Origin of the sequence: Verrucosispora sp. WMMD1129, assembly GCF_029581255.1 — a bacterium.
Lineage (GTDB): Bacteria > Actinomycetota > Actinomycetes > Mycobacteriales > Micromonosporaceae > Micromonospora > Micromonospora sediminimaris.
On sequence record NZ_CP120741.1, the window covers coordinates 2,092,071 to 2,111,039 of the forward strand.

Sequence of the window (18,969 nt, forward strand, 5' to 3'; positions counted from 1 at the left end):
GCACAGCAGCTTCCCAGGCGGCATTCATGGCTCGGTCATCTCCGCTGCCTAGCGTGAGCGTGACGGGCTGGGGCCCGGGCGAGCGCTGCGACGGGGCGGCACCCGCCGAGGAGGGGACGGACGCGATGTGGACCGATGAACAACCACGAACCCGCTGGGTGGACCCAACGGTCTTTCGCTTCCGCCGGCCCGACCTGCGACTGGGCGCCCGGGAGCAACGGCCGGACCGCGCCGATCTGGTGGCCGGGGATCGGATCGCCGTCCGGCACACCGTCCGCACCTCGACGGCGGCGTACACCCTGCTGCTGAACGCCCCCGAGTGGCTGGGCCGGCGCGGCACCGGCGAGGCGCTGCGCGACGCGGTGGCCGAGTTGCGGGCGATCGACCTGACATACGGCCCGAACCGCCCGGACAGCCTGGTGTCCCGACTGCGCCGGGGAGAGATCAGCCCCGAGTCGTACCCACCCTTGACCGACCTGGTGGACCGCTGCGCCGCGATGCGCGCGGCCACGGACGGCTGGTTCGACGCGTGGGCGGTGCCCGGCGGCTTCGACCCGGGCGGCCTGCTCGGCGGGTGGGCGGTCGAGCGGGCCGCAGCCCGGTTGCGCGAGGCCGGCATCCACGACTACGCCGTGCTCACCGGCGCCGACCTGGTGGTACGCGGCCAGGCCGCGCACGGTGGCCCGTGGCGGGTGGCGGTGCACCACCCCACGGACCGGGGCCGGGCACCGCTGCTGCTGGAGATGACGGCCGGTGCGCTCGGCACCTCCGGGGTGACCGGACGACAGGGCCACGTGGTGGACCCACACACCGGCGAACCGGCCGGCCAGTTGGTCGCCGCGACCGTGATCGGGCCCGACCTCGCGGTCGCCGACGCCTACGCCACCGCCCTCTACGCCGCCGGAACGGCCGGGTTGGCCTGGTTCCGCCCCGAGTCGGACTATCGGGTGCTCTTCGCCGCACCGCGCTGAGCGGCACCATTCTGCGTGGCCGGCGGAGGGTTCGGCGGCGGCCAGTCGGCCACCGGCGGCAGGAACAGCGATCGGCCTCCACGGTCGCGGCAACGACCGTGGAGGCCGATCGACGACGAGTGCGCGTGGCTCGCGCAATCGAGGGGTGCGGGCCGCTCGGCCGGGCGTCGACCTCGCCACCCGAAGACGGGCCGGCGCCACATGCTCGGCAGGTGACCGCACCCGTACGTTATCGAATTGACGCGTTTCGCGGCAAGGGTTCCACAGGGGAGTATCTGCGCAAACCTGGTACTCCGGCATTAGCCTGCGGCAGGGCCCTTTCGACAAGGTGAACCGCAGATGGCACGCTGTCCGCCGTGAGTTTCGATCTGAGCGTGTGGGCCCTGGCGGACGGGGCAACGCCCGAGGATGTACGAGCGGCGGTGCAGCAGTGCCGCAGCGGCCGGCACCACGAGCGTCAACCGGACCCACGATGTGTGGCCTTCTACCGGGCGATCACCGCCCGTTACCCCGACCAGCCGGCCGGCCCGAGCACTCCCTGGGCGGTGGCGCCGCTGCACAAGGCGGCCGACCACATCGAGCTGAACCTGGACCCGGCCTGCCCTGACCAGGTGCTGCTCGACATCGAGCGGCTGGCCGGCGAGCATCGGCTGATGCTGTTCGACGCCCAGGACGGCTCGGTGTACCCGCCGCCCGGGGTCCGGCTGCCCGGCTGACCGACCCGCCGTGCCGGACGGCAGACCCACGACGACAACGCGGGTCGCGCGGCCTTTCGGTCAGTACGGCAAAGCCGCCGCCACGGCGGATGCGACGACCCGACGCCTTGCCCGGCGGTCGGATGACGAGGGGCCCGGCCGTAGGCCGGGCCCCGTCGTGGCGTGTCTGGAGCGTTCGGGTGGCTACTCGTCGCGCAGGTCGGCAGCGCTGGCCGAGGTGGCGCCGATCGAGTCGGCGGCCGAGGTGAGCAGGTCGGCACCGAGCGCCTGGTCCACGGTGAGGGTCATCAGCGTCTCACCGCCGGCCTCCCGGCGGGCCACCTGCATCGCCGCGATGTTGACGCCGGCCTGGCCGAGCAGGGTGCCGACGGTGCCGACCACGCCCGGGCGGTCGGCGTAGCGGAGGAAGAGCAGGATGCCCTCGGCACCGATCTCCACGTCGAAGCCGTCCACCTCGGTCAGCTTGATGACGTCGCGGGTGCCGGCCTGGGTGACGGTGCCGGAGACACTGACCGTGCGGCCGTCGGGCAGCGCGCCGCGCACGGTGACCAGGACGGGGTGGTCGGCGGTCTCGGTCTGGGTGTCCAGCGACACCTCCACCCCGCGCTGCGCGGCGAGGTGCGGAGCGTTGACGTAGGTCACCTGCTCCTCCACCACCGAGCTGAACAGTCCCTTGGTGGCGGCGAGCTTGAGCACCGACACGTCGTGCTCGACGATCTCGCCACGCACCTCGACGGTGACGCTGGCGGCGACCCCGCCGGCCACCGCGGTGAAGGCGCGGCCGAGCTTCTCGGCCAGCGGCAGCAGCGGCCGGACGTCCTCGGCGACCACGCCGCCGGCCTGCACGTTTACCGCGTCCGGCACGAACTCGCCCTGCAGTGCGAGCTTCACGCTCTTGGCGACCGCCAGGCCGGCCTTGTCCTGCGCCTCGGCGGTGGAGGCGCCCAGGTGCGGGGTGGCCACCACGTTGTCGAAGGCGAACAGCGGCGAGGAGGTGCACGGCTCCTTGGCGTAGACGTCCACCCCGGCACCGGCGACCCGGCCCTCGGCGAGCGCGTCGGCGAGGGCCTGCTCGTCGATCAGCCCGCCCCGGGCAGCGTTGACGATCCGCACGCCCGGCTTGACGATGGACAGCTCCTTCTCACCGATCAGGCCCACCGTCTCGGGGGTCTTCGGCAGGTGGATCGAGATGAAGTCGCTCTCCCGCAGCAGCTCCTCCAGACCCACCAGGCGTACGCCGAGCTGCGCGGCCCGGGCCGGCTGGATGTACGGGTCGTACGCGATGAGCCGGGTGCCGAAGGCGGCGATCCGGGATGCGAACAGCACGCCGATGCGGCCGAGACCGACCACGCCGACGGTCTTGCCCTGGAGCTCCACACCCGTGTACTTCGACCGCTTCCACTCCCCCGCCTTGAGCGCTGCGCTGGCGCTGGCGGTGTTGCGGGCGACCGCGAGCAGCAGCGCGACGGCCTGCTCGGCGGCGGAGACGATGTTGGAGGTGGGTGCGTTGACGACCATGACGCCCCGTGCGGTGGCGGCCGGTACCTCGACGTTGTCCAGGCCGACACCGGCCCGGGCGACGACCTTGAGCCGGGGAGCGGCGGCGATCGCCTCGGCGTCGATCTGGGTGGCACTGCGGACGATGACGGCGTCGGCCTCGGAGAGCGCCGAGAGCAGGGCCGGGCGGTCGGTGCCGTCCACGTGCCGGACGTCGAAGTCGTGGGCGAGCACCTCGATGGCGGCGGGGGCGAGTTCTTCGGCGATCAGTACGACAGGAGTCATTGGTCCTCGTAGATGTCGTCAGAGCGGTCGGCCGGGGGCTGGGCGCTGCGCTGCGCCCGGCGCGCTCCGGGCCATGGCCGTCAGGTGCCGCCTGGAGCACCTACCCGCGATCGTAGGGGGCGGGCCGCCCGGCGTACCCCGGAGCGCGGGGTGAGTGCCCTCACAAACCGGACGTGACGTGCGTGTTAACGATCGTTTACCACGTGGAGACAGCACGGCACCCGGCCCCGGCGTCGGGGAGAACGCCGGGGTCGGGTGCCGTTGGGGAAAGCGCTCAGGCGGTCTCGGTGATCGGCCGGTCCACCCAGCTCATCATGCCGCGCAGCTTCGCGCCGGTCTCCTCGATCGGGTGCGCCGCGCCCTCGCTGCGCCACTTGTTGTAGTTGGGCCGCCCGGCCTCGTCCTCGGCCACCCACTCGCGGGCGAACTCGCCGTTCTGGATCTCACCGAGGATCTTGCGCATCTCCTCCTTGACCCGGCCGTCGATGACCCGCGGCCCACGGGAGAGGTCGCCGTACTCGGCGGTGTCGGAGACGCTGTAACGCATCCGGGCGATACCGCCCTCGTACATCAGGTCCACGATCAGCTTCAGCTCGTGCAGGCACTCGAAGTAGGCCACCTCGGGCGCGTAACCGGCCTCGGTGAGCACCTCGAAACCGGTCTGCACCAGTGCCGCCGCACCACCGCAGAGCACCGCCTGCTCGCCGAAGAGATCGGTCTCGGTCTCCTCGGTGAAGGTGGTCTTGATCGCGCCGGCCCGGGTGCCGCCGATGCCCTTGGCGTACGACAGGGCCAGCGCGAACGCGCTGCCGCTGCCGTCCTGCTCGACGGCGACCAGGCAGGGCACGCCCTTGCCGTCGACGTACTGCCGGCGGACCAGGTGACCGGGGCCCTTCGGGGCGACCATCGCCACGTCCACCCCGGCCGGCGGCTTGATCAGCCCGTACCGGATGTTGAACCCGTGGCCGAAGAACAGCGCCTTGCCCGCGCTGAGGTTCGGCGCGATCGACTCGGCGTAGATGTGACGCTGCGCGGTGTCCGGCGCGAGGACCATGATCACGTCGGCCTCGGCCGCCGCCTCGGCCGGGGTGAGCACCCGCAGCCCCTGTTCCTCGGCCTTCGGCCGGCTCTTCGAGCCCGCCGGCAGACCGATCACCACGTCGACACCGGAGTCGCGCAGCGACAACGCGTGGGCGTGGCCCTGGCTGCCGTACCCGATCACGGCGACCTTCTTCGCCTGGATCAGGCCCAGGTCGGCGTCGTCGTCGTAGTACACCTCAACGCTCATGACTTCCCTTTCGTACGGCGGCCGCAGCGGCCCGTCGTGGCTGGTGGCCGGCCCGGTCACGCGGACCCGGGCCGAGGTGGGGTCAGGCGGCCCGCAGGGCCGGGCCGGCGGTGATCGCGCGCGAGCCGCGCCCGATCGCCACCAGGCCCGACTGGACCATCTCCTTGATGCCGAAGGGCTCAAGGTCGCGCAGCAGCGCGTCGAGCTTGTCCGGGGTGCCGGTCGCCTCGACCGTGAGGGTGTCGGCGGCCACGTCGACCACCCGGGCCCGGAACAGGTTTACCGTCTCCAGGACCTGGCCTCGGGCGTTGCGGTCCGCGCGCACCTTCACCAGCAGCAGCTCGCGGGCCACCGAGGTGCCCGGGTCCAGTTCGACGATCTTGAGTACGTTGACCAGCTTGTTGAGCTGCTTGGTGACCTGTTCCAACGGCGAGGACTCCGCGTTGACCACGATGGTGATCCGCGAGACGTCCGGGTTCTCGGTCTCGCCGACCGCGAGACTGTCGATGTTGAACCCGCGCCGGGAGAACAGCCCGGAGACCCGGGCCAGCACGCCTGGCTTGTTCTCCACCAGGACGGAGAGGGTGTGAATGGTCACGGCTGTGCCTTCCTTGTCATGTCCTCATGGCCCTCGCTGCGCTCGGTGCAATCGGCCATGACCTAGATATCGTCCTCGTCGAAGGCCGGGCGGACGCCGCGGGCGAACATGATCTCGTCGTTGCTGGTGCCGGCCGGGACCATGGGCCAGACCATGGCGTCCTTGCCGACCACGAAGTCGATGACCACCGGCGCGTCGTTGATGGACATGGCCATCTCGATGGTCCGGTCCACCTCCTCGGCGGTCTCGCAGCGCAGCCCGACGCAGCCGAGCGCCTCGGCCAGCTTGACGAAGTCCGGAATGCGGTGCTTGTGGGTGCCCAGCTCCGTGTTGGAGTAGCGCTCGTTGTAGAACAGCGTCTGCCACTGCCGGACCATGCCGAGGTTGCCGTTGTTGATGACGGCGATCTTGACCGGGATGCCCTCCAGGGCGCAGGTGGCCAACTCCTGGTTGGTCATCTGGAAACAGCCGTCGCCGTCGATCGCCCAGACCACCGTGTCCGGCCGGCCCACCTTGGCACCCATCGCCGCCGGCACCGCGTAGCCCATGGTGCCGAGGCCGCCGGAGTTGAGCCAGGTCTGCGGCTTCTCGTACGAGATGAACTGGGAGGCCCACATCTGGTGCTGGCCCACACCGGCAACGTAGATCGTGTCCGGACCGGCGATCTCACCCAGTCGCTTGATCACGTACTGCGGGGAGAGGGTGCCGTCCGACGGCTCCTCGTAGCCCAGCGGGTAGCGCTCGCGCAGGTCGTCCAATTGCGTCCACCAGTCGGCGATGTCGGTGGTACGCCCCGCCGCGCGTTCGGCGGTGACCGCCGCGACCAGCTCGTCGATGACGTGCCGGGCGTCGCCGACGATCGGCACGTCCGCGTGCCGGTTCTTGCCGATCTCCGCCGGATCGATGTCGGCGTGCACGATCGTGGCGTCCGGCGCGAAGGAGTCCAGCTTTCCGGTGACCCGGTCGTCGAACCGGGCGCCCAGCGCCACGATCAGGTCGGCCTTCTGCAGCCCGTAGACCGCGGCGACGGTGCCGTGCATGCCGGGCATGCCCAGGTGCTGCCGGTGCGAGTCGGGGAACGCGCCGAGCGCCATCAGCGTGGTGATCACCGGGATCCCGGTCAGCTCGGCCAGCCGGCGCAGCCCCTCGGTGGCGCCGGCCTTGAGCACGCCGCCGCCGACGTAGAGCACCGGTCGGCGGGCGGCACCGATCAGCCGTGCCGCCTCGCGGATCTGCTTGCCGTGCGGGTGCAGCGTCGGCCGGTAACCGGGCAGGTCCAGGGTGGGCGGCCAGACGAAGGTGGTCGGCGCCTGAAGGATGTCCTTGGGGATGTCCACCAGGACCGGCCCGGGACGCCCGGTCGAGGCCAGGTGGAACGCCTCGGCCAGCACCCGGGGAATCTCGCTGGCCTCCTGCACCAGGAAGTTGTGCTTGGTGATCGGCAGCGTGATGCCCTGGATGTCCGCCTCCTGGAAGGCGTCGGTGCCGATCGACGGGCGGGCCACCTGGCCGGTGATCGCCACCAGCGGCACCGAGTCCATGTACGCGTCGGCGATCGGGGTGACCAGGTTCGTCGCGCCCGGACCGGAGGTGGCGATGCACACCCCGACCCGGCCGGTGGCCTGGGCGTACCCGGTGGCGGCGTGGCCGGCGCCCTGCTCGTGCCGGACCAGGATGTGCCGCACGGTCGAGTCGTAGAGCGGGTCGTACGCCGGCAGGATCGCGCCGCCCGGGATACCGAAGACGACGTCTACGCCGAGTGCCTCCAGGGAGCGCACAAGTGAGCCGGCACCGGACACCTGGGCCGGGGCGGGACGCGCCACCGGGACGGCCGGCGAGGCGGCGCGGGTCTGGTCGGCGTCACCCGACGCCTCGGCGGCGGTGCGGGCGCGCCGGGCGGAATGGGCGAGTGTCTCGGGCGTGGGTCTCGTCATGGCGGTTGGCCTTCGGCTGGAGTGGGTGGGGCTGCTCACACTGTGGAACGCGGGCGGGGCCAGCGTTCGATTGGTTCGACGGCAAGAAAAAGGCCCACGTGCCAGATGCACGGGGCCAGCGCACTCTCAGTCAGGGAGAGTGCGCTCAGGTAAGTACTCGCAGCGACCGGTACGACGACATGGGCTCAAGCCTGACGCATCTCACGCGATGAGTCAACTGATCCCACATTTTGGTTCACGGATGTCGGCGCGTCGCCGCCTGGCACGCCGATCGGACCGGGCACGACCTGCCCGGAGACGCTCTCACCCCGCCTCGGCGCGGGCGGCCCGACGGGTCGCGGAAGTGGGGCGCCCGCCGTGGGACGGGCCGGCCGGGCACCGGGCGACGTGGCCGCGTCCAGCATCGCCTCCAGGTGTTCGGCCGGTACGCCCCAGCCGAACAGCGCGCCCTGGCCGAACCGGCAGCCGGCGGCCACCACGGCGGCCATCTCGGTGGGCGTGGTCACCCCCTCGGCGATCACCTCAAGGCCGAACTGGTGACCCAACCGCATCACGATGTCCACCATCGGGGCGAAGGCCGGGCCGTCACGCCCTTCCGGCTGGACGGGCTCATGCTCGGCCACCAGCCCATGATCGATCTTGAGGATGTCGATCGGAAGTCGGCGGAGCTGGTTGAGCGAGGAGTAGCCGGCACCGAAGTCGTCCAGGGCGATCCGCACGCCGGTCAGCCGCAGCGCGGTCAGCCGCCGGATCAGCTCGTCGAGGTCGGTGGCGACCGCGTGCTCGGTGATCTCCAGCACCAGCCGCTGCGGCGGCACGTGATGGGCGCGCAGCGCTTCGGCGACCTGCACCACGTACTCGGGGGCGTGCAGCTCACGCGGGGAGACGTTCACCGACACCCAGACGTCGTGGCCCTCGGCCAGCCAGCGGGACAGCTGATAGCAGGCCTGATGCAGCACCCAGGCGCCCAGCTTGGCGATCATCCCGCTCTCCTCGGCGAGCGGGATGAACTCGTCCGGCCGGACGTTGCCCAGCTCGGGGTGACGCCACCGCAGCAGCGCCTCCGCGCCGACCGGGCGTACCGACGGCAGGGAGGCCACCGGCTGGAAAACCAGCCGCAGCTCGTCGCGCTCGATCGCGCCGCGCAGCTCATGCTCCAGCGTCGTGCGCCGGCGCAGCAGCCGGTCGTACGCGCCGTCGTAGCGCTCGATCCGGTTCTTGCCACATTGCTTGGCGTAGCGCAGCGCCAGATCCGCGTGCCGTAGCAGCAGCTCGACGTCGGGCTCGTCGGCCCAGCCGGCCAGGCCGATGCTGACCGAGAGGAAGACGGGTGCCTCGGGCTGCTCGTAGGCGCCACCGAGGACCCGCAACAGCCGCTCCGCGACCACTCCCGCCCCGGCCGGGCCTCCGCGCATGAGCACCGCGAACTCGTCACCACCGAGCCGGGCCGCGAGATCACCGGGGCGCAGATTGCCGCGCAGCCGCCGGCCCACCTCGGCCAGGACGGCGTCGCCGACGTCGTGGCCCCGCATGTCGTTGACGTTCTTGAAGCCGTCCAGGTCCAGCCCGAGCAGTACGCACGGCACCCGCTCCTCGGCGCACCGGTGCAGGGCCCGCAGCAGGCCGCGACGATTGGCCAGGCCGGTGAGCGCGTCGGTGTGCGCGAGCTGCCGGAAGTGCGCCTCCCGGTCGGCCAGCCGGCGGGCGTAGGCCCGCACGTCGTGCAGGGTGAGGTACTGCCGGGCGACCAGGGCGAAGCCCTCGACGCTGCCGGCCGCGATGGCCAACCCGTCGAACCGGCCGTCCTGCAGGAGGTGGTACATCGCCGAGGCGGCCAGGGCGCCCATCGGCACGAAGGCGTACTCGCCGTCGTGGCGGATCACGTCGATGGCGAGTTGGCCCGGCGGATCGATGCGGTAGGCCGCCACCGCGGCGACCAGCAGCCCCACCGCGAGCACCACCGCACCGGCCAGCGCCAGTGCCGGCCCGGCCTGGCAGAGCCCGGCCGCTACACCCAACCCACCCACCGACGCGGCGGTGATGCCGGTGCCCAGCACAGCCAGGCAGCGTCGGGGCGCGGGCGCCCGAAGCACCATGATCGCGGAGAGGCCGGCGCTCAACGCCGCGCTGACCGAGGCGAGCAGAATCGACGGGCAGGCGGTCGGCGTCGCGTCGCCGAGCAGCCGGGTCGGCTCGGAGAACAGCACCCAGCCGACGAACCACAGCGCGGTGCCCACGATCACGCCGTCCAGCGCGAGCCGGGCCGCCGAGGGCACCGAGCCGGTCACCCCGGGCAGTCGGAGCAGGCCGAAGCAGAACAGCAGGCCGCCGGTGGCCGTGCCGAGCGCCACCAGGGTGGCCCAGGTGGTGCGCTGGTGCTGCTCGTGTGCCCAGTGCCCGCTCATCGTCACCGCGACGGCTGCCCCGACCAGCATGGTCACCACCGCGAACGCGCCACCGACGGCCAGCACCGCGTACGCCGGTCGGTGCGGCGTGGCCCGGCGCCGGACGGCGGCGGCGAGCAGCACGCCGGCCGTCAGGGCGATCAGCGCGCTCAGCACCGCAGCGCCGATCATGGCCGGGGGTGTGTGCACGACCTCAACTCTGCCGGATCGATGCCAGCTGTGGGGATCGGGTGTGCATCTGTTGGGACACGGCGCGACGCCGGTGTCCGGGCCGCGCCGGCGGTGTCAGACTGGTACACATGCCTGAGCTGCGGTCGAAGACCTCCACGCACGGTCGGACGATGGCCGGCGCCCGGGCCCTCTGGCGGGCCACCGGGATGACCGACGACGATTTCGGCAAGCCGATCGTCGCCATCGCGAACAGTTTCACCCAGTTCGTGCCGGGCCACGTACACCTCAAGGACATGGGCGGCCTGGTCGCCGACGCGGTGGCCGAAGCCGGCGGGGTGGGCCGGGAGTTCAACACCATCGCGGTCGACGACGGCATCGCCATGGGCCACGGCGGCATGCTCTACTCCCTGCCCAGCCGGGAGTTGATCGCCGACGCGGTCGAGTACATGGTCAACGCACACTGCGCGGACGCTCTGGTCTGCATCTCCAACTGCGACAAGATCACCCCGGGCATGCTGCTGGCTGCGCTGCGGCTGAACATCCCCACCGTGTTCGTCTCCGGCGGCCCGATGGAGGCCGGCAAGACGGTGGCGATCGAGGGGATCGTGCACAGCAAGATCGACCTGATCGACGCGATGATCGCCTCCTCGAACGAGGCCGTCACCGACGAGCAGCTCGGCGAGATCGAGCGGTCCGCCTGCCCCACCTGCGGCTCCTGCTCCGGCATGTTCACCGCGAACTCGATGAACTGTCTCACCGAGGCGATCGGGCTGGCGCTGCCGGGCAACGGCTCGACGCTGGCCACCCATGCCGCCCGCCGGTCGCTCTTCGTCGAGGCCGGCCGCACCGCCGTGGAGATCGCCAAGCGGTGGTACGACGGCGACGACGCCTCGGTGCTGCCCCGCGAGGTCGCCTCCCGGGCCGCGTTCGAGAACGCCGTAGCGCTGGACGTGGCGATGGGTGGGTCGACGAACACGATCCTGCACCTGCTGGCCGCCGCCCGCGAGGCCGAGCTGGACTTCTCCGTGGCGGACATCGACGCCATCTCCCGCCGGGTGCCGTGCCTGGCGAAGGTCGCTCCGAACTCGCCGCAGTACCACATGGAGGACGTGCACCGCGCCGGTGGCATCCCGGCCATCCTCGGCGAACTCGACCGCGCCGGCCTGCTGCGCCGGGACGTGCACGCGGTGCACTCCCCCACGCTTGAGGGCTGGCTGGCCGACTGGGACGTGCGCGGCGGCACCGCCAGGCCCGAGGCGATCGAGCTGTTCCACGCCGCACCGGGCGGGGTGCGCACCACCGAGCCGTTCTCCACCACCAACCGCTGGTCGTCGCTGGACACCGACGCGGCCGGCGGCTGCATCCGGGACCGGGAGCACGCGTACACCGCCGACGGCGGGCTGGCCATCCTCTACGGCAACCTCGCGCCGGAGGGCTGTGTGGTGAAGACCGCCGGGGTGCCCGAGGAGTGCCTGACCTTCCGTGGCCCGGCAAAGGTCTACGAGTCGCAGGACGACGCGGTGACCGCCATCCTGGCCAAGGAGATCGTCGCCGGGGACGTGGTGGTGATCCGCTACGAGGGGCCGAAGGGTGGTCCCGGCATGCAGGAGATGCTCTACCCCACCTCGTTCCTCAAGGGACGGGGGCTGGGCCGGGCCTGCGCCCTGCTGACCGACGGCCGGTTCTCCGGCGGCACCTCCGGGCTCTCCATCGGGCACGCCTCCCCCGAGGCCGCCTCCGGCGGGTTGATCGCGCTGGTCGAGCCGGGCGACGAGATCGTCATCGACATCCCGGCCCGCTCGATCGAGCTGAACGTGCCGGCCGACGTGCTGGACGCCCGCCGGGTCGCCCAGGAGAAGCGGGACCGCCCGTACACCCCGGTCGACCGGCAGCGTCCGGTGTCGGCGGCGCTGCGCGCGTACGCCTCGATGGCCACCTCCGCCAGCGACGGCGCCTACCGCCGCGTCCCGGAGTGACCGGCCGGATGGCCTGGCCGCCGGCGCCGGGCCATCCGGGCCCTCGTAACCGCCCCGGCTCGGGTAGCGTGGGGGCAGCGTCGCGTGCCGGTGGCAGGCCGTGTCAGGCATGGAGGCGCCGGATACGAAGGACCACGACGATGACACAGTCGGTGCCTTCGCCCTCCTGTGACTGAGGGCGAGAAGACCAGGCTCGTCGCCTGGAGCCACGAGCTTCGCAGCGTGCACGATCGGCTGCGCGAAGCCCTGCACCTGACCCGCAACGCACTGGCCAGTGGCGAGGCGGCCGGACCAGCCACCCGTGACCTGCTGCTGTTCTGTCACGGCTTCTGTGCCGCCCTGACCGGGCACCACGAGGGCGAGGACCGCGAACTGTTCCCGGCGATCGCCGCCGCCCATCCGGAGCTGCGCGACACCCTGCGGTACCTGAAACAGGACCACTCGATGATCGCGCATCTGCTCGCGGGTCTACAGGCCGCCGTGGACCGGGCCGCCTCCCCGGCCGAACTCGACCGCCACGTCGAGGGCATCGCCGCCATCATGGAAAGCCACTTCCGCTACGAGGAACGCCAGCTACTGACGGTCCTCGACACGCTCGCCCTGGACGCCGACCCGCACGACGTCCTCGGTCCACTGTGAACCGAGGGAGACGGCTCCCGTGGGAGGCGGCGGATCGTCGATCGCGGTTCACCCTGGCGTCATGCCGCTCCCGGTAGCGTGGCGATCGTTGATCGTGGATCGGGAGGGTGTCGATGGGTGCGAAGCGGAAGGTCAGCGCCGCGATCACGGCGGCGCTGCTCGCCACGACGGCGGCGGTCGTGGTGCCGTCGCCGGCCAGTGCGGGTAGGGGGCAACCGGGCACGCTGCGGGTGGCGACCTTCAACGCCTCGCTGAACCGGGGCGCCGCCGGCGGGCTGGTCGCCGACCTGTCCGGGCGGAACGACGCGCAGGCCGGCAACGTCGCCGAGGTGATCCAGCGGGTACGCCCGGACGTGCTGCTGATCAACGAGTTCGACTACGACCCGCAGGGGCGGGCGTTGGCGTTGTTCCAGGACAACTACCTCTCCGTGCCGCGCAACGGCACCCGGGCGATCCGCTACCCGTACCGTTACGCGGCCCCGTCGAACACCGGTGTCCCCTCCGGACACGATCTCAACAACGACGGGACCGTTGGTGGGCCCGACGACGCCTACGGTTTCGGGCTCTTCCCCGGCCAGTACGGCATGGCGGTCTACTCGGCGTACCCGATCGACCTGGCCCGGGTGCGCACCTTCCAGACGTTCCGCTGGCGGGACATGCCCGGCGCGTTGCTGCCCGACGACCTGGCAACCCCCGCGCCCGCAGACTGGTACTCCCCGGCCGAGTTGGCCGACGTGCGGCTGTCCTCCAAGAGCCACTGGGACGTGCCGGTCCGGCTGCCCGGCCGTACCGTGCACCTGCTGGCCAGCCACCCCACGCCGCCGGTCTTCGACGGGCCGGAGGACCGCAACGGCCGCCGCAACCACGACGAGATCCGCTTCTGGGCCGACTACGTCTCGCCGTGGCGGGCCGGCTACATCTACGACGACACCGGGCGACGCGGCGGGTTGCGGCCGGGGGCGGCCTTCGTGATCGCCGGGGACCTCAACTCCGACCCGTACGACGGTGACAGCCTGCCCGGCGCGGCGCAGCAGCTGCTCGACCACCCCCGGATCAACGACCGGGTCGTGCCGGCCAGCGCAGGCGGCACCGCGGCGGCGCGGCGGCAGGGCGGCGCCAACCTCGACCACCGCAGCGACCCGCGTTTCGACACCGCCGACTTCGCCGACACCAGCCCCGGCAACCTGCGGGTCGACTACCTGCTACCGAGCCGGGGCCTGCCGGTCCGCGCCACCGGAATCTTCTGGCCGGTGCCGGGTGACCCGCTGTTCCGGCTGGTCGGCGACTACGACCCGGCCCTGCCGGGCGGCTTCCCCACCTCCGACCACCGGCTGGTCTGGCTCGACCTGCGGCGCTGAGGTGTCGCCTGCCCCGGCGTCGGTGACCGGCGCCGGGGCCAGACAGAGCTGCTTCCAGGACTTCAGCAGTGCTCGGCCTTCCGGTCGAACATCTGCCCGATGCGGATCTGGTTGCCGAACGGGTCGCGGATGCCGAAGTCGATGCCGTACGGCCGTTCCATCGGCTCGTCGGTGATGTCGACCCCCTTCGCGACCAACTCCTCGTACGTCTTGTGGGCGTCGTCGGTGGTCATGAAGAGGAAGCCACCCGCGGCGCCCTTGGAGAGCAGCTCGCGGACCTGCTCGGCGGTGGCCGGGTCCAGGTTCGGCGGGCCCGGCTTCTCCAGCAGGATCTCCCGCTGCCGGTCGCCAGGGATGTTGACCGTGAGCCAACGCATGAAGCCGAGATCCTGATCCGTGTTCAACTCAAGGCCGAGCTTGCCGATGTAGAAGTCGAGCGCCTCGTCCTGGTCGAGGACGTAGATCTGGGAGCGGCTGATCGCGTTCATCGTCATGTCCGAAACGCTAGTGCAACGCTCTGACCTGCTGCTTATCCAAAACTGCTCGGTCTGGTCCACGCCTTCGTGAAGCAGCCCGGCACCGGCGCGACGGGCGCCGTCCGCCGCTTACGGTAGTCGGTGGGCGACTCACCGATGATCTGCCGGAAGGTACGGCTGAACGTGCCGAGACTGCCGAAACCGACAGCCGTGCAGATCTCCGTGACGTCCTGACCGGTGTGCAACAGCAGGTACATGGCCCGCTCCACCCGACGCCGTTGCAGGTAGCGGTGCGGGGTTTCACCGAAGGTGGCCCGGAAGGTGCGGATGAAGTGCGCCTCGGAGACGTGCGCGATCCGCGCCAGGGTGGGGATGTCCAGCGGTTGAGCGTACGCCCGGTCCATGGCGTCCCGGGCGCGCAACATCGCCCGATTCGTCTCCTCGACCGCCCTGCTCACCCGCACCTCCCCGCCCGCCGCGCCCCGGCCGGTCGCTCCCTTTCATCTTCTCACCGCTCACTGATGTCCAGGTCGGGGGCGGTGGCAACCACAACTACGCCGTCGCCGTCGTGGCGGTGCAGGGTGCAGCCGGCACGGGTGAAGCGGACGGTCAGGGTCAGACCGGCGTGCCGGGCGGCCAGCCGCAGCAGCGCCGGCACCGGGTCGGCGACCAGGTCGTTCGGCGCGGCGGCGGGCACCTGGATCGGCACCGCCAGGTCGGTCGGCACGGCGTCGGCGACGGCGTAGTGCGTGACCTGCGTACCGAGGCCGAGGTGACCCTCGACGCCGTCACCGAGGCCCTGGAATGCAGCCGGCAGAAGGATCCCCGCCTACAGGACACCGAGATCTTGGAAAGTTCCCGTTCTTCGCGAACGGGAACTTTCCAAGATTGACGGTTGAGAGCCCCTGCTACGTTCCGGCGGTCCTCGATCTGACCCTTGTGTCGGGCTGCGAGTGGAGGTCCGTACCGGATATCGCCGGGGACGTGAAACCGTGAGCGGACGAGCCGAGTTCAGCGACCTGATCCGCGCGATGGCGCGTCGCGGCTGGGGCACGGTAGACCAGATCCTGGACGGTTTGGAGACGACCGGTTGGCGCGGCGACAGCCAGACGATCGTTGCGGCCACCGCTATCGCGGTCAACGAGCCCTTCGCCGCTGGCCACCTTCCCGCCGACAATGCTTCTTCGTCGCCGAGACGCGATCGCAAGGGTTCATTGCCCGACGTGGCATGACCCGCAGCTGACCACCTGTAGTCACCGGGCTGCGAGCTGCATTCATCTCCGATAGTGTCCGTCCGGCCACGTAATGGTGATCCGGGTCCACAATCAGCAGACGGGGGGCGGCATGGCCAGTATCGAAGAGGTCAAGGCGGCACTGATGCAGGCAGCCGAGCAGGGCAACGTGACGATCAACCAGATCCGCGCCGCCGCCGAGAACACCGAGCAGATGCTGGCCCGGCTACGTGCCGTCGCCGCCGGCACCGGCCATCCGGCGATCGCCGAGGCCATTGCCCGCGGTGAGCAGAGCAAGCAGCGCCTGGCCGAGGCTGTGACCCTCGTGCAGGGCAGCTCGGAGGCTGCCCGCCGCTACGTCGGCATCCTCGGCTGATCACCGACCACCACCATGAGTGTCGGCGAGGTCAAGGCGGCCCTGCGCGCCGCCATCGAAGCCGCGCGCCAGGGACGACGGGTGTTCGATAAGGCCGTCTCCGAGGCCGAAGCGGCAACCCGAACGGCGAACGCTGTGCTGAGCGACAGCCAACACCAGTACGTGACCGACACCCATCAGGCACTCGCCGCCGCCAAGGCAGAGGTCGAACCGACTCGCCGCCGCTTCGACCACACCGCCGAACACGCGAGCGACTACCGCACCCGACTCGGATGAGCGGCAGCATCGCCGAGCTGGTCGCGCAGCTTCTCGCCGTACGCGGAAACCTTGATGCCGCAGCGGTCACCGCGCTGCGCGCCCGGACGGACGCCGAGGTGGCTTTGGCGCGGCTGATCGAGGTGCAGCGGGGAAGCAACGACAAGCGGCTACGCGCCGCCGTCACGGACGCCGAGGTGGCCCGAGACAAAGCCGGCCGATACGCCCGCCTGCTGTCTGAGGCTGCCCGCAACATCACCGCGTACGTCAACACGATCGCCCCCGGTGCCGCGCCCACCGAACCAGATGATGTGGCCTCGCCGTCCGGTGAACGCGTGGTGACCGAGGCTGAGCGACGTGGGCGGCGTGCCGACATCGCCTGGCGCAAGCAGGTCCAGAAGGCCGACGACACCGAGGACAGCCTGAAGAACGCCGAGGCCAGCGCCCGAGAAGTGTTCAAGTTCTTCAAGCAACATGGCGACGGCCAAGGCGGAACCACGAGTGGGACGACGAGCCCTGGGCCTACGCCGGGACAGGATCGACCACATGTCGACAACCCGGTGACCGCTGCGGTGATGGCGGCTGGCGCGTTGGCGGTGACCGTGAAGGCGATATGGAACCATGGCAAAGCCCGACGAGCGAGGAAGCGGGACAACAATGATCAAGCCTGAACTGCCCGAGTACATCCGCACGATGGTTCGCGGCGACTACGCCGCTAACGACGCGGTTGAGGCCAAGCTTGACGCCGAAGGCTGGGACGGCCTTCCGCGCTACCTCGCGGCGGTCTTCTTCCTCGCCGTTGACCGCCGCTTCGGCGACACCGCCAGCCGCGCCGAGGCCATCGCCTTCGTCGGTGAGTTACGCGCCGGGCTCGCCAACGGTGGTCCCGAGATCAGCGCCGAGGCCGCCGAGCAGCTCATCATGTCCATCATCGACCCGGCGCTCGACTACTCGATGAGCCAGGAGATGATCGGCCGCATCCAGGCGGCCACCGTGCAGAAGATCCTCACCGAGGAGAACCTGTCGGACGACGAGTTGGACGCCCTCCTCGCGGAGGCCGTCAACCTGGCCGCCCGCCCCTGAGCACCGCGGGCACCCGCTGACTGCTGAGGCAGTCCGGGACTGCTCAGCCGGGCAGGAGCGAACGGCGGTGCTGGAGGTGTGCCCGCTCGGCGGGGTCGTGGGTGAGGTCGATCGCGCTCGCGTACGCGGCGACCGCCTCGCCATGGTGGCCGAGCCGTTCGAGCAGGTGAGCGCGGGCAGCCCGGGCCGGCTGGAAGCGTCGGGCCCGGTCGCCCAGCAGCTCGTCGAGCCGGGTCAGCCCGGCCGCCGGGCCCTCGACCTCGGCGGTGGCGACCGCGTAGGCGACCGCACCGCCGAGCGACGGCGCCACCGCATGGAGGGCACGGTGCAGGTCCAGCAGCGCCGGCCAGTCGGTGGTGCCGGTCTCCCGCCGGGCGCAGTGCACGGCCTGGACGGCGGCCTCAAGTTGGAAGCGGCCGACCTGCCCGCGCGCGTGCGCGGCGCGTAGGTGCTCGTGTGCCCGGTGGATCAGGTGGTCGTCCCAGCGCGACGGGTCCTGCTCGGCCAGCGGCACGAACCGCCCGTCTGCGTCGAGGCGGGCGGGTAACCGCGCGGACGAGAGCTGGACGAGGGCGGCGAGCCCGTGCGCCTCCGGGTCGTCGGGCACCAGCGTCGTCAGTACCTCGGCCAGGTGCAGGGCCTCGGTGGGGACCTGCCGGGCTTCCGGGCCGGTCGTCGTCCAGTCGATGACGTACGCCCCGTAGACCGCCTCCAGCACCGCCGCCATCCGATCCGGCAGATCGCCGCGGTCGGGGATGCGGAACGGGATCCGGGCGGCCTTGATGCGCCGCTTCGCCCGGACCAGGCGGGTTGCCATCGTCGACGCCGGCACCGAGTAGGCCCGGCCGACCTGGGCGGCCGTGAAACCGAGCACCGTGTTGAGCATGAGCGGGGTGTGCACGGCCCGCTCGATCGCCGGGTGCGCGCACACCAGCATCAGCTCCAGCCGCCGGTCCGGGACGGCGTCGAGGTCGAGGTCATCGAGGTGTACGGGGGCGTCCCGCTCCACGTCGAGCGGGACGGTGCGCTGCCGGTGCGCCGACTTCCACAGGTCCCGCAGCCGGTTACGCGCCACGGTCAGCAGCCACCCGTCGGGACTCTCCGGCACGCCCCGGTCGGGCCAGGTCCGCAGGGCCCGCTCGAAGGCGTCGGCCAGGGCGTCCTCGGCGGCGGCGAGGTCACTTGTCGACGCGGCCAACAGGGCGAGCAGCCGCCCGTAACTGTCGCGGGCCGCGACAGTCGCGGCTGCCCACCCTCCGTCGCCGACGGTCAGCTCGTCCATACCCCGTCGACGATCGCCGTCGCGCTCGGGCGTACCTCCACCACACCCCACTGCGCGGCCGGGCACTTCTCCGCCCAGCCGATCGCGGCGTCGAGGTCCGGTACGTCGAGGAGAAACACCCCGGCCAGCGCCTCCCTGGTCTCCGCGAACGGGCCGTCCTGCACGCGTAGGTCACCGTCCCTACGGGTGACGGTCGTCGTCGCCGCGGTCGGCTGCAACACGTCGGCCGCCAGCAACACCCCGGCCGACACCAGCGCCCGACCGTACGCGTCGAAGGCCGCCCTCGCCTCGGCGACGATCTCGTCGGACAGCTCACCCTCGCCCGGCTCGCGGTAGTGAATCAGCAGCGCATAACGCATGGTCGTCTCCTTCGCTCCCAGTGTGGGCCATGGGGCCCGCACCGAGATGACGAACGACGGCTGCCCGA

General features: G+C 71.3%; 20 protein-coding genes. 10 read left to right on the forward strand and 10 right to left on the reverse strand.

Annotation, left to right across the window (positions count from 1 at the left end; translation table 11 throughout):
- The first annotated feature begins 125 nt into the window (after positions 1–125).
- Both O7624_RS09530 and O7624_RS09535 read left to right on the forward strand, forming a co-directional pair.
- A complete protein-coding gene (locus O7624_RS09530) occupies positions 126–971 on the forward strand; it encodes an FAD:protein FMN transferase (RefSeq protein WP_282240589.1) in 846 nt (281 codons plus the stop codon).
- Between the two features lie 356 nt (positions 972–1,327).
- Positions 1,328–1,687 carry a hypothetical protein gene (locus tag O7624_RS09535; RefSeq protein ID WP_093401757.1) on the forward strand — a complete coding sequence of 120 codons (360 nt, stop codon included), beginning with the start codon at positions 1,328–1,330 and terminating at the stop codon, positions 1,685–1,687.
- Positions 1,688–1,870: 183 nt separating this feature from the next.
- Here the strand turns inward: O7624_RS09535 and serA are convergent, their stop codons facing one another.
- The 5 genes from serA to O7624_RS09560 all read right to left on the reverse strand — a co-directional run bounded on the left by serA (position 1,871) and on the right by O7624_RS09560 (position 9,883).
- Positions 1,871–3,469 (reverse strand): phosphoglycerate dehydrogenase, encoded by a 1,599-nt coding sequence (serA, locus tag O7624_RS09540; RefSeq protein ID WP_093401758.1) that lies wholly within the window; start codon positions 3,467–3,469, stop codon positions 1,871–1,873.
- Between the two features lie 274 nt (positions 3,470–3,743).
- Positions 3,744–4,757, reverse strand: a complete 1,014-nt coding sequence (gene ilvC / locus O7624_RS09545) for a ketol-acid reductoisomerase (RefSeq protein WP_093401759.1) — start codon at positions 4,755–4,757, stop codon at positions 3,744–3,746.
- Positions 4,758–4,839: 82 nt separating this feature from the next.
- Positions 4,840–5,355: an acetolactate synthase small subunit gene (ilvN, locus tag O7624_RS09550; RefSeq protein WP_093401760.1), complete on the reverse strand. Its 516-nt coding sequence runs from the start codon at positions 5,353–5,355 to the stop codon at positions 4,840–4,842.
- A gap of 62 nt (positions 5,356–5,417) precedes the next feature.
- Positions 5,418–7,289: an acetolactate synthase large subunit gene (locus tag O7624_RS09555; protein ID WP_282239728.1), complete on the reverse strand. Its 1,872-nt coding sequence runs from the start codon at positions 7,287–7,289 to the stop codon at positions 5,418–5,420.
- A 185-nt stretch (positions 7,290–7,474) separates the two neighbouring features.
- Positions 7,475–9,883: an EAL domain-containing protein gene (locus O7624_RS09560; protein WP_282239729.1), complete on the reverse strand. Its 2,409-nt coding sequence runs from the start codon at positions 9,881–9,883 to the stop codon at positions 7,475–7,477.
- Between the two features lie 110 nt (positions 9,884–9,993).
- Between O7624_RS09560 and ilvD the strand changes: the two genes are divergently transcribed.
- The 3 genes from ilvD to O7624_RS09575 all read left to right on the forward strand — a co-directional run bounded on the left by ilvD (position 9,994) and on the right by O7624_RS09575 (position 13,838).
- A complete protein-coding gene (gene ilvD, locus O7624_RS09565) occupies positions 9,994–11,841 on the forward strand; it encodes a dihydroxy-acid dehydratase (protein WP_282239730.1) in 1,848 nt (615 codons plus the stop codon).
- Positions 11,842–12,009: 168 nt separating this feature from the next.
- Complete coding sequence (locus tag O7624_RS09570) at positions 12,010–12,480, forward strand: hemerythrin domain-containing protein (protein ID WP_282239731.1); 471 nt, start codon at positions 12,010–12,012, stop codon at positions 12,478–12,480.
- A gap of 113 nt (positions 12,481–12,593) precedes the next feature.
- Entirely contained in the window at positions 12,594–13,838 is a 1,245-nt protein-coding gene (locus O7624_RS09575; protein ID WP_282239732.1) for an endonuclease/exonuclease/phosphatase family protein, read from the forward strand.
- 62 nt (positions 13,839–13,900) lie between these two features.
- Here the strand turns inward: O7624_RS09575 and O7624_RS09580 are convergent, their stop codons facing one another.
- Genes O7624_RS09580 through O7624_RS09590 form a run of 3 tightly spaced genes read right to left on the reverse strand, consistent with a single transcriptional unit; the run spans position 13,901 to position 15,041 of the window.
- Complete coding sequence (locus O7624_RS09580) at positions 13,901–14,332, reverse strand: VOC family protein (RefSeq protein ID WP_093401766.1); 432 nt, start codon at positions 14,330–14,332, stop codon at positions 13,901–13,903.
- 35 nt (positions 14,333–14,367) lie between these two features.
- Positions 14,368–14,772, reverse strand: a complete 405-nt coding sequence (locus tag O7624_RS09585) for an AraC family transcriptional regulator (protein WP_093401767.1) — start codon at positions 14,770–14,772, stop codon at positions 14,368–14,370.
- 50 nt (positions 14,773–14,822) lie between these two features.
- Positions 14,823–15,041 (reverse strand): hypothetical protein, encoded by a 219-nt coding sequence (locus O7624_RS09590; protein ID WP_282239733.1) that lies wholly within the window; start codon positions 15,039–15,041, stop codon positions 14,823–14,825.
- Between the two features lie 265 nt (positions 15,042–15,306).
- Between O7624_RS09590 and O7624_RS09595 the strand changes: the two genes are divergently transcribed.
- The 5 genes from O7624_RS09595 (at position 15,307) to O7624_RS09615 (ending at position 17,260) form a co-directional block, all read left to right on the forward strand.
- Complete coding sequence (locus O7624_RS09595) at positions 15,307–15,546, forward strand: hypothetical protein (RefSeq protein ID WP_282239734.1); 240 nt, start codon at positions 15,307–15,309, stop codon at positions 15,544–15,546.
- 112 nt (positions 15,547–15,658) lie between these two features.
- On the forward strand, positions 15,659–15,922 hold the full coding sequence (locus O7624_RS09600) for a hypothetical protein (protein ID WP_093402034.1): 264 nt from the start codon (positions 15,659–15,661) through the stop codon (positions 15,920–15,922).
- A gap of 15 nt (positions 15,923–15,937) precedes the next feature.
- Positions 15,938–16,198 carry a hypothetical protein gene (locus tag O7624_RS09605; protein ID WP_282239735.1) on the forward strand — a complete coding sequence of 87 codons (261 nt, stop codon included), beginning with the start codon at positions 15,938–15,940 and terminating at the stop codon, positions 16,196–16,198.
- The gene (locus O7624_RS09610; protein ID WP_282239736.1) at positions 16,195–16,848 is read left to right on the forward strand and encodes a hypothetical protein; all 654 of its coding nucleotides are present in this window, start codon (positions 16,195–16,197) and stop codon (positions 16,846–16,848) included. The genes O7624_RS09605 and O7624_RS09610 overlap by 4 nt, the downstream gene beginning before the upstream one ends.
- A complete protein-coding gene (locus tag O7624_RS09615; protein WP_093401771.1) occupies positions 16,835–17,260 on the forward strand; it encodes a hypothetical protein in 426 nt (141 codons plus the stop codon). The genes O7624_RS09610 and O7624_RS09615 overlap by 14 nt, the downstream gene beginning before the upstream one ends.
- A gap of 43 nt (positions 17,261–17,303) precedes the next feature.
- Here O7624_RS09615 and O7624_RS09620 read toward each other — a convergent pair whose 3' ends face one another.
- The gene (locus O7624_RS09620; protein WP_282239737.1) at positions 17,304–18,542 is read right to left on the reverse strand and encodes a DUF6596 domain-containing protein; all 1,239 of its coding nucleotides are present in this window, start codon (positions 18,540–18,542) and stop codon (positions 17,304–17,306) included.
- The gene (locus tag O7624_RS09625; protein WP_093401773.1) at positions 18,530–18,901 is read right to left on the reverse strand and encodes a YciI family protein; all 372 of its coding nucleotides are present in this window, start codon (positions 18,899–18,901) and stop codon (positions 18,530–18,532) included. Before O7624_RS09625 ends, O7624_RS09620 begins: the two co-directional genes overlap by 13 nt.
- Between the last annotated feature and the right edge of the window lie 68 nt (positions 18,902–18,969).